Below are 12,219 nucleotides of genomic sequence, written 5' to 3'. Positions count from 1 at the left end.
AATGAAACGGTTTCTTTTCTTTTTCTTAATGTTACTTCCCTCGTGGAGTTTTGCTCAGTCAGCCGAGCTCGAAGCAGTATCGCACACGGTGCAGTTGTACTTTGATGGCATGATTCAGCGAGACCGGGGCAAACTGGAGGAGGCTTTTTTCTCAGAAGCTCGCCTGATCGGGTATAGGGGAGATCGGCTGTTTGTCACACCATTTGAGGAGTGGGCTGCAGGTACCTCCATGGGTAGTCCCCGTGATCCAAGTCTCTATAAAAATGAGATCAAAGCTATTCGGATTGTCGGAAACATGGCCTTGGTCGAAACCGAGCTTTACTGGCCTGGGATTTACTACTATGATTTTTTGACTTTGCTAAAAATGGACGGGAAATGGAAAATTGTCCATAAGTCTTGGGATGAAAAGCCTCTGGACTAGATTGGAAAATGCATCTCAATTCTTCCCTTAAGCCTTTTCAGAATTTATTTCTGTAGCGCGCAAAGTTTTTGGTGAATCTCCAATACTTGAGGAAGGATGAGTTTGCTGTCATTGTTTTTGATCACATAGTCAGCCAATTCATTTTTCTGCTCATCGGGCATCTGCTGATCGATGATATGATTTACTTGATCTTCTGAGCGGTGTGGGTCTCTGAGCAGAACTCGAGCAACTCTGATCTTTAGTGGAGAGCTTACGTTGATGATGTAATCAAGCTCTTTGTAAGATCCGGATTCAAAAAGCAAAGCAGCTTCTTTGATCAAGTAAGGTGCCGATTGTTCCTTTGTCCATTTTTTGAAATCCTCCCCTACAGCCGGGTGCACTAAGGCATTTATTTTTTTTACTTTTTCAGGGTCTGAGAATACCTCTTCAGCCAAAAATGCCCGATTGAGCGAGCCGTCTTCCAAAAAAGACTTTTCTCCAAACTGGGAGGAAATTTCTTTTTTCAAGTTTGGGTCGTTTGCCATCAGCCACTTTGCCCGATCATCTGCAGCGTATACTGGAATCCCTAAAATCGAGAATATTCTGCAAACGGTCGATTTTCCCGAACCTATACCCCCTGTGACACCTACCAAAAATGGCTTTGGCTTATTCATATTTCAGTTTAATCAGTGGAGGATCGATTTTCAGATCCTTCAGAAAAGTAGGCTTTGGGGATATACTCAGGGTAATGGTACTGTCCTCTCGGTTTCGAGTGGAGTAATTGAGGATAGCTTCGAACTCCATATCTTTCAATTCTCCGACTTTTTTCTCATCCACCAAGTAGGTCATCATTGGGGTAATTTCTTCATTTTCCAGCGTCACTGACCTTGGGAAGTTGATCTTTTTTACTTTTAATCTTTTGTTACCTTCCAAGTATCGAACGATTTCAAAATTGACTTCAATTTCCGGTTGTTCTATTTGGATCAGTTCTTCCAGATTTTTGTTGAGTGTAAGCGCTACCTTTTTTGAAAAGCGGGAATCAATCTTCGATTCATTTAATTGAACCGGGAATTTACCATTAAAAGCTTCCAGAATGGAGGAAGGACCCTTCAGTGTGATTTTTGCCGGGAGAAACTGTACTTCTTCCTCTATCTCAATGTTTTTGGCCAGACTGTATCCGGCTGTATCCAAAACCGGGATCAAGGTTTGGGTAATGATCTTGTCTATCTGAAAATGGATCGTATCCTCTAAAAGGCCTTCCAATTGGGTAGGAGTGATAAATTCACCGAGGGGTCTTTTTAACTCGGAGGTGAGAATAAAACTCCTTGAGGAGGGTTCGGCCAAGATGATTGAAAATGGGGGCTCGTTCAGGTTAAAATATTTCCTGAGCAGGTCCCATCCATTTCCTGAGATTTGGATTTGGACACTTTCCGGCAGGGGCTTGACTGGCACAAAATTTTCTCTGTCAAACTCCCATTGGATCGGGTAATCGACAATAGTATTGTAATTGTCCTTGTTGAGGGCATTTAAAATCCAAAAAGTGGTAGCTGCAAGAATGCAGAGAACTACCACTTTTAGATTTGAGAGTTTTTTTGAAGAAATCCTCCAAGAGGAGTTTTTGTGTTCAGGCAAGGCTTAATTATTTGGTTGGACTTGTCTTTTTGGAGAAATCCAGAGAGATGGCTGATTTTTCTATTTTGACTTTCAGTCCCCTATCCAGTTCCAATTGTACGGTATCCCCATCTACACTGTACACTTTACCGTGTATACCGCCAATAGTGACTACGTCATCTCCTTTTTTGATTTCTTCGATAAACTTCTTGGTTTCTTTCTGCTTTTTCTGCTGCGGTCTGATCATAAAGAAATACATGATCAAAATGATAGATCCAAACAGAAATACTTGTCCAAGAATCCCGCCTCCGCCAGCAGCGGCTTGGGCTAATACTGTGTTAATCATCATTTATCTTTTCAAAGGTCCCGCAGGTGCAGCAGCGCCGGCTAATTTAGGTGTAACACTTCCCTTCATTCTCAGACGAGTCACGGTTGGATTGGTGTTTGCCTGAATGGTCACCGTAGGAGCTTGTGCACCGGATTTGGCAGCAGAGTTGAATACTACCTTTACAAATCCTTGTTCTCCTGGCTGTACAGGTGTTTTGGTCCAGTCAGGGCTGGTACATCCGCAAGATGCGGTGATGTTGGAGATGACCAAAGGAGCCTGACCGTTGTTGGTGAAGTTGAACAGGTGTTCAATTACCTGACCTTCGTTGATTGTACCAAAATCATATTCCATCTCAGCAAACTGGAAGCTGCCCAAGGTGCTTGGATCTGCTTCAGTTGTGGTTTGGGCGTTGACAGGATTTACAGCAGTGTTTGCGCCTTCCAAAGCCGCAATTTTGTCTTCCAACGCTTTGATTTTTTCAGCTTGGTCGTCACCTTTTTGGGAACAGGAAACCATCATGACTGCCGACAAGGCGACAGCGCTCAACAGATTGATTTTCATATTAGTTTTTACCTTGGTTTATTTGATCGATTAATTTATTCACATCATTAAGCAGATTTTCAGCCTTGTTTTTGGCTTCAGATATCACTCGCTTTCCTTCTGATTTGGCTTCATTGAGGTGGAGCTCTTTTCCGTCTACGAGCTCGCTGATCAAGTCTTCAAGCTCTTTTTTGTATTTGGACAATTTGAAAGAAAGTTTGTCTCTGGTATTTGCACCTGTATCAGGGGCAAAAAGAATTCCAAGTGCGGCACCCACTCCTGCGCCGACGACAAATGCTAATAAGGTGTTTGTGCTTTTGCTCATGGTAAAGTTATTTATTGTCCAAAAGTCCTCGTCCGCTTTTACGAATTTGGCCGCTGTCGGTTAATTCTTTTGCCAAAACATCCAATAGTCCATTCACAAACTGCTTGCTCTTGGGTGTACTGTAGGTTTTGGAGATATCAATGTATTCATTGATGGTTACTTTCACGGGGATGCTTGGAAAGTTTTTCATTTCGGCAAGCGCCATGGAGATGATTACTTTGTCTGTAAATGCAAGTCGCTCGATATCCCAATTTTTGGTTTTTTGAGTGATAAGTGCCTTACTGGCTGAATCATTTTCGATGGTGAAGTTAAAGATATTTTGAAAAAACTCTTTGTCTTCATCCCAATTGATCGCGATTTCGGGTACTGGATCTGCTTCGGGCTCGGTAGCTGCATTTTTCAAGACTTTGGAAGCAAGGCTGCGTACGATCGATTTGTTTTCCGTCCAGTTGAGATCTTTCTCCGAGAAGTAATTGAGGATCACTTCATTTTTGAAGATGATTTTCTTCAATAGATCGTCAGCGGCTTCAAAGTCTTGTTCCAAACTAGGATCCGCGACCTGAAGGTACTCCTGATAGGTCTCAGAGGGCTTGATGTAGTCTCGAAACCATTCTCTGATTTCCAGCTCCAAATCGTCCAGATGTACGTTGTTTCTGGCAATTGCAGCCCGGTAGCTTTGAGATTCTCTGATTTTCAGGAGGACTTTGTTTTGGGCGAGATTTAGCTCATTTCCAAAAGCAAAGGGTTGATCTCCGGCGAGTTTTTTCTTCTTTTCGAGATCCTTTTCAATATGCTTCGCAAATGCCAAGAGCAGTTCGATTGCAGTGAGAAATAGCTGAGGAATACGCTCTGCCGATGCAATCATGTTTTTCAGCAAAAATTGTCTGTCCTTCTCATTGGCCGCATTAAACTGCTTGAGTGCCTCAAGGACTACCTTCTTGATTTTTGGACTTGAGTCAGAAGATTTCAAAAGCTGATCACTTTCCAGATTTTGGTCAAAAAGACGGACAGCCTCCTCAGCGTCTCGATTTAGAGCGGCTTTGTCCTGCACCTCCATACTGTTGAGGTCAGGTAGAAAAGACTCCCGTATGAAGTCTTTAGCCAGATTGAGATTTGATCCTTTGCATTGTTCATAGGCATAAAGGTTTTGAAATGCCTTGACCCTGAGGATTCTTCTGTTTAGCATAGATTCGTTTAAGAGCTGCAAATATAGGGAATAAGAATGGGCTTCGCCCCATTTTGAAAAGGACAAAAAAACCACCGAAAGGCGACTCCCGGTGGTTTGATTATGAATTTCAGTTAGTTATCAGTAAGGTAGTTTAACCCTTCCTATTGCTTCTATTCTTGCTTTGGCGGCTTCGATAGCCGCTTGCTGCGCGGGGATGTTTTCCTTTTCAGACTTGTCCAAAATAGAAAGACATGTGTTGTAAATTTTCTCTGTCTGAGCAAAGACAGTCTCCTCATGGTAGTCACCATAATATTCGGCTCCGACATTGATCACTCCTCCAGCATTGATCAGGAAGTCAGGAGCATAGATGATTCCTTTTTCCATCAGCATCTTTCCGTGTTTGGCTTCATCCTTCAGCTGATTGTTTGCGCCTCCAGCAATAACAGCACATTTCAGTCTGTCAATGGTCTGGTCATTGATAGTAGCACCCAGTGCGCAAGGGGCATAGATATCCATTGGCAGGTCGTAGATCACGTGAGGATCTACCACAGTGGCACCGGTAGAATTGGCTACTTCGCGAAGCTTGTCTTCGAAAATATCAGTGACAAGAATCTCTGCGCCTTCCTTAACCAAATAATTGATCAGATATTTACCGACTTGGCCGACTCCCTGTACTCCGATCTTTTTGCCTGCAAGAGAATCTGAACCGAAAGCTTTTTTCGCAGCGGCTTTCATTCCCATGTACACGCCAAATGCAGTGACAGGTGACGGGTCTCCTGCTCCACCTTTGATTTGGGGCAGTCCGGTCACGTGACGCGTTTCCATCGCAATGTATTCCATGTCAGAGGTCTTCATGTTCACATCCTCAGCTGTGACATATCTTCCTCCGAGGCTCTCTACAAATCGACCAAATCTTCTCAAAAACGCCTCACTTTTCAATTTTGGATCTCCGATGATTACTGCTTTTCCACCGCCGAGGTTGAGACCTGCGAGGGAATTTTTGAAGGTCATCCCTCTGGAAAGACGAAGTACGTCAGTGATGGCTTCTTCTTCCGTAGCATATGGCCACATACGAGTCCCTCCCAATGCCGGTCCTAATACGGTGTTATGAATTCCAATCAACGCCTTAAGGCCTGTGGCTTGGTCCTGACAGATCACTAGCTGCTCATGATCCATGGTCGTGATCTGACCAAAAATTGAACCCTCTCGAACAGTTTCAGTTGCATTAATCTCTAACATGTGAACTTACCTTTTTAGATTATGTTATATTTGGGTCTTGCCTTACTTGAGGCTGATACAAAATTAAATACTTTTATCGGCCCTCAAAGTTTCCTTGTCAAAAGTTTCTGCAAGTTTATCCTACATTTAAAAGTTTTTATTTGGTGAAGCCGCTTTGGAGAATCAATAAGTATTTATACAAATACAAGGGTTTATTGCTTTTGGGGATACTGTTTACTGTGATCTCCAACATCTTCGTAATTATTCCTGCCCAGTTGGTCCGAATCGCCATAGATTATGTGGTGGAGAGTTTCTCCCTTTTTCGGCCCTTGACCAAGGGTGGAATGGGGGAAATCGCCAGGGGAATTTTTCTGGAATTTGTCTTTGTTTTTGGGATTTTAATCCTTGTGATGGCCTTGCTAAGGGGCTTTTTTCTCTTTCTTATCCGACAGACCATCATCATCATGTCCCGTCACGTGGAATATGATATGAAGAATGAGATTTTTGAACATTACCAAAATCTCCCTCTTAGCTTTTACAGGAAAAATAGTACAGGAGACCTGATGGCTAGGATATCGGAGGACGTCAGCCGAGTGAGGATGTACCTTGGACCAGCAATCATGTACGGGCTCAATCTGCTCATTCTGTTTCCTCTGGTTATTTCTTACATGATCTCGGTCAATGCAGAATTAACCCTTTATTCTTTGCTACCTCTACCTGTACTCTCACTGAGCATCTATTTTGTCAATAACCTGATCAATGAGCGATCTGAAAAAATTCAAAAAAGTCTCTCCAGTCTCAGCACCTTTGTGCAGGAAGCCTTTTCAGGAATCAGGGTTTTAAAAGCTTTTGTTAGAGAAGAGGATTCTGCCAGACAATTTGCCGAAGCGAGTGAGGAATACAAGCATAAATCCATTGAGCTTACCAAAGTCAATGCTCTATTTTTCCCATTGATTATGGCTTTGGTCGGAATTTCTACCATCATCACGGTCTATGCAGGTGGTATGATGGTCATTCAGGGAGAGATTGGGTATGGCGTCATCGCTGAGTTTATTCTTTATGTCAATATTTTGACTTGGCCCGTGACCTCGCTAGGATGGGTGACGAGTATTGTGCAGCGGGCAGCGGCCTCCCAGACCCGGATTAACGAGTTTTTGGATATCCAAAATGATATTGTAAGCCAGGAAAACTTGGAGGCAATACTGGAAGGAGATATTGAAGTAAGTAACCTTTCTTTTGTCTATCCTGATTCGGGGATTAGGGCATTGAACGATGTTTCCTTCCAAATCAAAGCGGGTCAGACCCTAGGTATCATAGGTACCACCGGTTCAGGAAAATCTACGATCGCCAACCTGCTCCTGAGAATGTATGATCCCACTATGGGGGAGATTCTTATCGATGGGAAAAATATTCAACGGTATTCGATCTCGAGCTTGCGTAAGCAAATGGGTTTTGTACCCCAGGATGTTTTTTTGTTCTCAGATACCATTGCCAATAACATTGCTTTTGGTTTAGATCATCCGGATATGGCTTTGATCGAAAAAGCAGCCAAGGATGCGGATGTCTACCAAAACATTATCGATTTTCCGAAAGGGTTTGAAACCATGCTTGGAGAGCGTGGAATTACGCTGTCGGGAGGGCAAAAGCAACGGGTTTCCATCGCAAGAGCCATTGCCAAGGAGCCTAAAATTATGATTCTGGACGACTGTTTATCTGCAGTCGATACGAAGACAGAAAATGCGATTCTTACAGCTTTGAAGAAAATAATGGAGAATCGGACCTCCATCATTATTTCTCATCGGGTTTCTTCAGCCAAACTAGCAGATCAAATCATTGTATTGGATGAAGGAAGGATCATCGAACAGGGAAATCATGAGAGTTTGATGGCCAAAAAAGGGGTTTACGCCGACCTGTTTGAAAAACAGACTAATTCAGGGGAACCAATTGAAGGATGATTTTCATGCCTCCATTGAATAAAGAATTGCTATCTTGGTTTTTCAACTAATTATACTTGGCTATGTCTGAAAGGAAAACATCCACCCAGGAATTAGAAGAAATACTTCAAGAACTTGGCTTGAAGATCGAAGAGCTTTTGAAAAAAGGAGCTGATGCAGGGGCTGAGCTCAAAGACGAACTCGAAAAGAAAATCAGTGAGCTCAAGGAGAACAAAACCACCTTAGAGGCTGAACTTCAAAAAGCCAAAGAGATCCTGGAAAGAGAATACCAAGAACAAAAAGAGCGACTCGAACCGCGTTTGGAAGAGTCTAAGGGACTATTCAAAGAAGGATTGGGTCTATTGATTGAAGGAGCAAAAGTCCTCTTTGGAAGAAGTAAATGAAAAAAACGCCCCGCTTAAATTTCAAGCGGGGCGTTTATCATTTATCCTGTAGGGCATTGCATCGGTCATAAGATGGATCAATGTCAATGAACACATCTTCTTTTGCCGTCACAAACCATTTACTCAGTATTTCATCTTCTTTTCTCCTGAGTGTGGCGGCCTTCAACTTTTCATAGTCATCCTCAAGATTCGCCTTGTGTGCAGGATATCTGGCTTTGTAGAACAGAATCCTCACTTTGGTGCCTTCTCTAGGATCTTCAAAACGAAGAGGAGGAGTTATGTCTCCTACTTTCATTGTGTCGATGGTAAAATAAAGCACAGGATCTTCTAAAGTTCTTAGAGATAATCTATTTGAATTGGTAGCAGGGTCAGTAAAAAAACCCCCTGCATCCGAAGTCGCTCTATCGTCTGAATATTCCTTAGCCGCCTTTGCAAAATCGATTTTACCTGAAATAATTTCCTTTTTGAGACTGTCCAAATATCGTTCAGCCTTTAGGATATCTTCTTCGGTTGCTTTGGGAATTCGAAGGATATGCCTCGTGTTATAAGTGTTTCCTTTGATCTCCAACAACTGAATCATATGAAAACCAAATTGGGTCTCCACCGGATCCGAGATCTCACCCGGTCTTAGTCCTAATGAAGTTGCTTCATATTCAGGAGCCAATTCGCCTCTTCGGAAAAAACCAAGATCACCTCCTTGAGCTGCCGATCCCGGATCTTCGGAATATTTGGTAGCTAACTCTGCGAACGTTGATTTTCCACTTAAAATATCTTGTTTGAATCCCAATAACTGGCTGATGATTTTATCCCTAAGGTCAAGACTTGGTGTAGGTTTTCGGACAATTTGCCCAACCGTAGCTTCTGAGGTAAAAAGAGGAAGTGAATCTTTTGGAATCGCATTGAAAAATGCTCTAACCTCAGCCGGTGAAACCGTGATTCCTTCTGTAATCTTTGATCTCATTTTTTGCACGATTAGCTGCTCTCGAATCACATCTTCGATTTCAGCTTTCAATTGGTCTGCCGTCTTACCATAAATTTCAGCAAGCATATTTTCATCGCCACCAAATTGCTGCATGACCATACTGAACCGATTATTTGTCTGTACAAGCACCTCAGCATCTGTGACGACCACGGAGTCAATCTCAGCCTTGGCCACCATCAGTTTGTTGATCAGTAAACTTTCGAAGACTGAGCATCTGTTTGGAGCTTCCATTCCTTGTTGGGATTGGGCGATAGCTTCAATGTAGGTCTTTTGAACCTCAGATTCCAACACGATATTGTTGTCAACTTTGGCTACAATTTTATCCACAACCTGTCCCGTCGGAGGAGTTTCTTGGCCGTACACATTTGCCAAAATCAAGAAACCCAAAAGGCTCGGAAGAAGTCGGTGTAATAAGTTCATAAGTGCTTAATGTCTGTTCAGTGAAGATGTATGGATCAAATGTTATTGATTCAATGCCACAAAAGCTTCTTCTTTAACGGTATTATTGACCTGAATAGGATATTTTCCTTTCAGTTTTTGGGTAAGGGTATTTTCGAGGTATTCTTGGTAATCTCGGATGACAAGTCCTCTGGATTCTTCGAATTTGCGTGGACCTGCTGGTATTTTTTGACCAAGGTTAACCAGAAAGGTACTACCGTCCACCACTAGTTCTTGGTAGGGCAAATTTAAGTCTACCTTTGACAAAACTTGGTGGTCTTGGTATTCAAAGGTGCCCGATTCGGTGGTGAATGCCAAAGGAGAATTGGCTTTGAAGTTTGATTCAAAGTTTTGGAATACGGTAGGATTAAAGCCTGAATTTTGGAGTGCTTTTCTTGCCGACTCAAGTTTGGTCTGATCGATTACTCTGACAATGGAAGCCTCTACCCGATTTTTCCATTGGTAGTTTGTTATATTTTTTCTGTAAAACTCAACCTGGCCTAATGAATCAGAAATCCCTTTCTGCCAAACTTCCTGGTTCATGAGGGAAAATAACAAAATACCATCTCTATACTCCTTAAGTAGCATTCCGTATTCCTTATTGTTTGCTTCCAGGTCTTGTTCTTCCGTTTTGGACAGGACTTGAGATACAAACCTTTCATACCACACATCGAACGTACCACCGTTACCTCTAGGAATGTATTCATCTTCCTGCATGAATCTCCAAAGATCCGAACCATTGAATTTTTTGCCTTGGAGGGTAAATAATTCGGTGGACAAAAAATTAGATGATTCTAGTACAGCACCAAAACTGGATTTTGGAGTTTCATTTAAAGCCTGTGAGAATTTTGAGAGGTTTTCTTCGTTTTCCTTGAATCCATATCGGGCTTTTTGTACAGCCACCACTTGGGATTGAATCATGCTTGACCTGGAATCCCTCAAAATTCTGGACCGGATACTTTCCTCCAATTCTTCAAAGGACTCCAATTGCTTCTTGCCTTCCAAGCGCAAAATATGGTATCCATATTGGGTTTTGAGTGGGGGGGATATTTCACCGATTTCATTCAATGAAAATGCTGCCATCTCAAACTCAGGGATCATGGCACCTATTCCAAACCAGGGTAAAAGCCCTCCGTTTTCTTTCGTCCCGGGATCTTCAGAGAAGGTTTTTACAATATCTTCCCAAACAGTCGATTCCTTCTGGATCTCAGAATAGATATCGGAAATTTTCCTTCTGGCATTATCTTCTTGTGCAGGTACTTGAGGATCAAATCTTACCAGGATATGCGATACCCTCACTTGTCCTGGATTTGGTTTTCTGTCTTTAACCTGAATAATGTGGTATCCAAAATTGGTCAGAACAGGATCTGACACCTTTCCGATTTGAAGTCCAAATGCGGCGTCTTCAAATGGTTGCACCATCTGCAAGCTGGTGAAATAGCCTAAATCACCCCGATTGGTTTTGGCAGATGGATCATCAGAGTATTGCACCGCAAGTGTATTGATATCACCTCCATTTTCGATCTCGTTTTTAACTTTCAAGGCCATTTTGAGGACAATCAAGCTGTCTTCATTGGAGGCATTAGGAGGGAATTGGAATAAAATGTGGCTTGCACGGACGATCTCCTGCATTCTGGAGTAGGTCTTTCTCAATTCTCCTTCTTCCAGGGAATTTTTGATTAAAAATGGTGCAATTAGCGTCTCTTTGAATGATCCAAACTCATTTTGAAACTCCTCTGATTGATCTAATCCTAAAGATTCTGCTTCCCTGACCTTGAGTTTATAATTGACAAAAAGCTCGAAATTTTCTTCAAATTCCTCTCTACTTAGTCCGGGTATAGCAGTTTCCGTTCCTTTCCCTTTGGAGATCAGGTAGACCAACTCGTCCTTTTGAACAGCCTTGCCGCCAATGGTCAAGAGAATTTCTCCTTGGTCTTGGGCCGAGGCGAGGGTTACGTGTGAACCCGGAAATGCTACAAAAACAAATGCGAGGAGAGCCGAAAGGGTTCGGTAAATCATGAATTGGAAAGCAGATTTTAAATGCAATGTTACAAATTTATCAGGAATTCGGGTGGAATGCCTTGCGTACAGGGGATTTAACCAAAATTAGGAACGGAATTTTTTAATAAGTCGGCAGGTATTTTTGCCGTTGTTGGATTCAAACTCGATTTTATCCATGATTTTCTTTACCAAAATGATGCCCAAGCCTCCTTTTCTTTTTTCTACCATTACTTTTTTCAGATCAGGTGCGTCATATTCCAAGAGATTGAAAGCAAGGCCTTGGTCGGTAATTTCAAAAATCAATGCTTCACTGAGATCTTTTACTTCCAGCTCAATCTCATCTTCAGGGTTGCACCCGTGAGAGTGAATGATAAGATTGGCGCAGACTTCTTCTACTGCCAAAGTAATTTGGTGCTTTTCTATCTCGCTTAACTGAAATCCTGTCAGCGTCCTTTGCAAAAAGGACCTTAGCTCTGAAAGTGCAGAGGTTTGACAGGATAAATTCAACTTAGACTTCATGAGTACCTGCTATGGCTTCCTGTTTAGTTGAGAATAACGGAATCAGTTGATCCAAACCTAGGATTTTGAAGACTTCATAAACTTTTTGAGAAAGTCCAAAAATGGAAAGTTGGATTCCCTTTTCAGAAAAATCTTCCAAATAGGACATAAAGACTCCCAATCCTGCCGAGGAAATATATTCTAATTGACTACCATCTATTAATATAAGTTTAGCCCCACCATCCGAAAGCTCCTGAATCGCTTTATCCAAGATCACAGAGTTGCTGGCATCCACTTCTCCATGGAGGCTAAGTATGTCAAATTGGGTCTCTTTTGATTTTTCTAACCGAAGCATTTTTGTTCACTTAACGT

General features: G+C 42.2%; 14 protein-coding genes. 3 read left to right on the top strand and 11 right to left on the bottom strand.

The features are described from left to right. Position 1 precedes the first annotated feature (1 nt). Positions 2–421 carry a nuclear transport factor 2 family protein gene (locus tag ACFPIK_RS16095; RefSeq protein ID WP_377917103.1) on the top strand — a complete coding sequence of 140 codons (420 nt, stop codon included), beginning with the start codon at positions 2–4 and terminating at the stop codon, positions 419–421. Between the two features lie 44 nt (positions 422–465). Here ACFPIK_RS16095 and coaE read toward each other — a convergent pair whose 3' ends face one another. From coaE to ACFPIK_RS16060, 7 genes are all read right to left on the bottom strand, one after another. Further along, a complete protein-coding gene (coaE, locus tag ACFPIK_RS16090) occupies positions 466–1,074 on the bottom strand; it encodes a dephospho-CoA kinase (protein ID WP_377917101.1) in 609 nt (202 codons plus the stop codon). Then, positions 1,067–2,032, bottom strand: coding sequence for a YbbR-like domain-containing protein (locus tag ACFPIK_RS16085; RefSeq protein WP_377917099.1), 966 nt, complete (start codon positions 2,030–2,032; stop codon positions 1,067–1,069). Before ACFPIK_RS16085 ends, coaE begins: the two co-directional genes overlap by 8 nt. Before the next feature lie 7 nt (positions 2,033–2,039). After that, positions 2,040–2,357, bottom strand: a complete 318-nt coding sequence (gene yajC / locus ACFPIK_RS16080; RefSeq protein WP_377917142.1) for a preprotein translocase subunit YajC — start codon at positions 2,355–2,357, stop codon at positions 2,040–2,042. Positions 2,358–2,360: 3 nt separating this feature from the next. Next, positions 2,361–2,900 (bottom strand): DUF1573 domain-containing protein, encoded by a 540-nt coding sequence (locus ACFPIK_RS16075; protein ID WP_377917097.1) that lies wholly within the window; start codon positions 2,898–2,900, stop codon positions 2,361–2,363. Between the two features lies 1 nt (position 2,901). Further along, a complete protein-coding gene (locus ACFPIK_RS16070) occupies positions 2,902–3,204 on the bottom strand; it encodes a YtxH domain-containing protein (RefSeq protein ID WP_377917095.1) in 303 nt (100 codons plus the stop codon). 7 nt (positions 3,205–3,211) lie between these two features. Continuing rightward, a complete protein-coding gene (gene nusB, locus ACFPIK_RS16065; protein WP_377917093.1) occupies positions 3,212–4,390 on the bottom strand; it encodes a transcription antitermination factor NusB in 1,179 nt (392 codons plus the stop codon). 120 nt (positions 4,391–4,510) lie between these two features. Next, on the bottom strand, positions 4,511–5,611 hold the full coding sequence (locus ACFPIK_RS16060) for a Glu/Leu/Phe/Val dehydrogenase dimerization domain-containing protein (RefSeq protein ID WP_377917091.1): 1,101 nt from the start codon (positions 5,609–5,611) through the stop codon (positions 4,511–4,513). A 143-nt stretch (positions 5,612–5,754) separates the two neighbouring features. Between ACFPIK_RS16060 and ACFPIK_RS16055 the strand changes: the two genes are divergently transcribed. Both ACFPIK_RS16055 and ACFPIK_RS16050 read left to right on the top strand, forming a co-directional pair. After that, positions 5,755–7,545, top strand: a complete 1,791-nt coding sequence (locus ACFPIK_RS16055) for an ABC transporter ATP-binding protein (RefSeq protein ID WP_377917089.1) — start codon at positions 5,755–5,757, stop codon at positions 7,543–7,545. A gap of 62 nt (positions 7,546–7,607) precedes the next feature. Beyond that, positions 7,608–7,928, top strand: coding sequence for a hypothetical protein (locus ACFPIK_RS16050; protein ID WP_377917087.1), 321 nt, complete (start codon positions 7,608–7,610; stop codon positions 7,926–7,928). 37 nt (positions 7,929–7,965) lie between these two features. On the opposite strand, the gene ACFPIK_RS16045 is transcribed toward ACFPIK_RS16050, so the two are convergent. The 4 genes from ACFPIK_RS16045 to ACFPIK_RS16030 all read right to left on the bottom strand — a co-directional run bounded on the left by ACFPIK_RS16045 (position 7,966) and on the right by ACFPIK_RS16030 (position 12,202). Further along, entirely contained in the window at positions 7,966–9,330 is a 1,365-nt protein-coding gene (locus ACFPIK_RS16045; RefSeq protein WP_377917085.1) for a peptidylprolyl isomerase, read from the bottom strand. A 42-nt stretch (positions 9,331–9,372) separates the two neighbouring features. Next, entirely contained in the window at positions 9,373–11,367 is a 1,995-nt protein-coding gene (locus tag ACFPIK_RS16040) for a peptidylprolyl isomerase (RefSeq protein WP_377917083.1), read from the bottom strand. An 87-nt stretch (positions 11,368–11,454) separates the two neighbouring features. Continuing rightward, positions 11,455–11,868: an ATP-binding protein gene (locus ACFPIK_RS16035; protein ID WP_377917081.1), complete on the bottom strand. Its 414-nt coding sequence runs from the start codon at positions 11,866–11,868 to the stop codon at positions 11,455–11,457. After that, positions 11,858–12,202, bottom strand: coding sequence for an STAS domain-containing protein (locus ACFPIK_RS16030; RefSeq protein ID WP_377917079.1), 345 nt, complete (start codon positions 12,200–12,202; stop codon positions 11,858–11,860). The genes ACFPIK_RS16035 and ACFPIK_RS16030 overlap by 11 nt, the downstream gene beginning before the upstream one ends. Between the last annotated feature and the right edge of the window lie 17 nt (positions 12,203–12,219).

It is taken from the genome of Algoriphagus aquatilis, from assembly GCF_042657405.1.
Classification (GTDB): domain Bacteria; phylum Bacteroidota; class Bacteroidia; order Cytophagales; family Cyclobacteriaceae; genus Algoriphagus; species Algoriphagus aquatilis.
This window is presented reverse-complemented; position numbering and strand designations above follow the sequence as displayed.

Excerpts from the sequence above, each read along its gene's own strand:
- ACFPIK_RS16060 (WP_377917091.1), bottom strand. The coding sequence starts at position 5,611 with ATGTTAGAGATTAATGCAACTGAAACTGTTCGAGAGGGTTCAATTTTT.
- ACFPIK_RS16050 (WP_377917087.1), top strand. The coding sequence starts at position 7,608 with ATGTCTGAAAGGAAAACATCCACCCAGGAATTAGAAGAAATACTTCAA.
- nusB (WP_377917093.1), bottom strand. The coding sequence starts at position 4,390 with ATGCTAAACAGAAGAATCCTCAGGGTCAAGGCATTTCAAAACCTTTAT.
- ACFPIK_RS16035 (WP_377917081.1), bottom strand. The coding sequence starts at position 11,868 with ATGAAGTCTAAGTTGAATTTATCCTGTCAAACCTCTGCACTTTCAGAG.
- ACFPIK_RS16095 (WP_377917103.1), top strand. The coding sequence starts at position 2 with ATGAAACGGTTTCTTTTCTTTTTCTTAATGTTACTTCCCTCGTGGAGT.
- ACFPIK_RS16040 (WP_377917083.1), bottom strand. The coding sequence starts at position 11,367 with ATGATTTACCGAACCCTTTCGGCTCTCCTCGCATTTGTTTTTGTAGCA.
- ACFPIK_RS16045 (WP_377917085.1), bottom strand. The coding sequence starts at position 9,330 with ATGAACTTATTACACCGACTTCTTCCGAGCCTTTTGGGTTTCTTGATT.
- ACFPIK_RS16030 (WP_377917079.1), bottom strand. The coding sequence starts at position 12,202 with ATGCTTCGGTTAGAAAAATCAAAAGAGACCCAATTTGACATACTTAGC.
- coaE (WP_377917101.1), bottom strand. The coding sequence starts at position 1,074 with ATGAATAAGCCAAAGCCATTTTTGGTAGGTGTCACAGGGGGTATAGGT.
- yajC (WP_377917142.1), bottom strand. The coding sequence starts at position 2,357 with ATGATTAACACAGTATTAGCCCAAGCCGCTGCTGGCGGAGGCGGGATT.
- ACFPIK_RS16070 (WP_377917095.1), bottom strand. The coding sequence starts at position 3,204 with ATGAGCAAAAGCACAAACACCTTATTAGCATTTGTCGTCGGCGCAGGA.
- ACFPIK_RS16075 (WP_377917097.1), bottom strand. The coding sequence starts at position 2,900 with ATGAAAATCAATCTGTTGAGCGCTGTCGCCTTGTCGGCAGTCATGATG.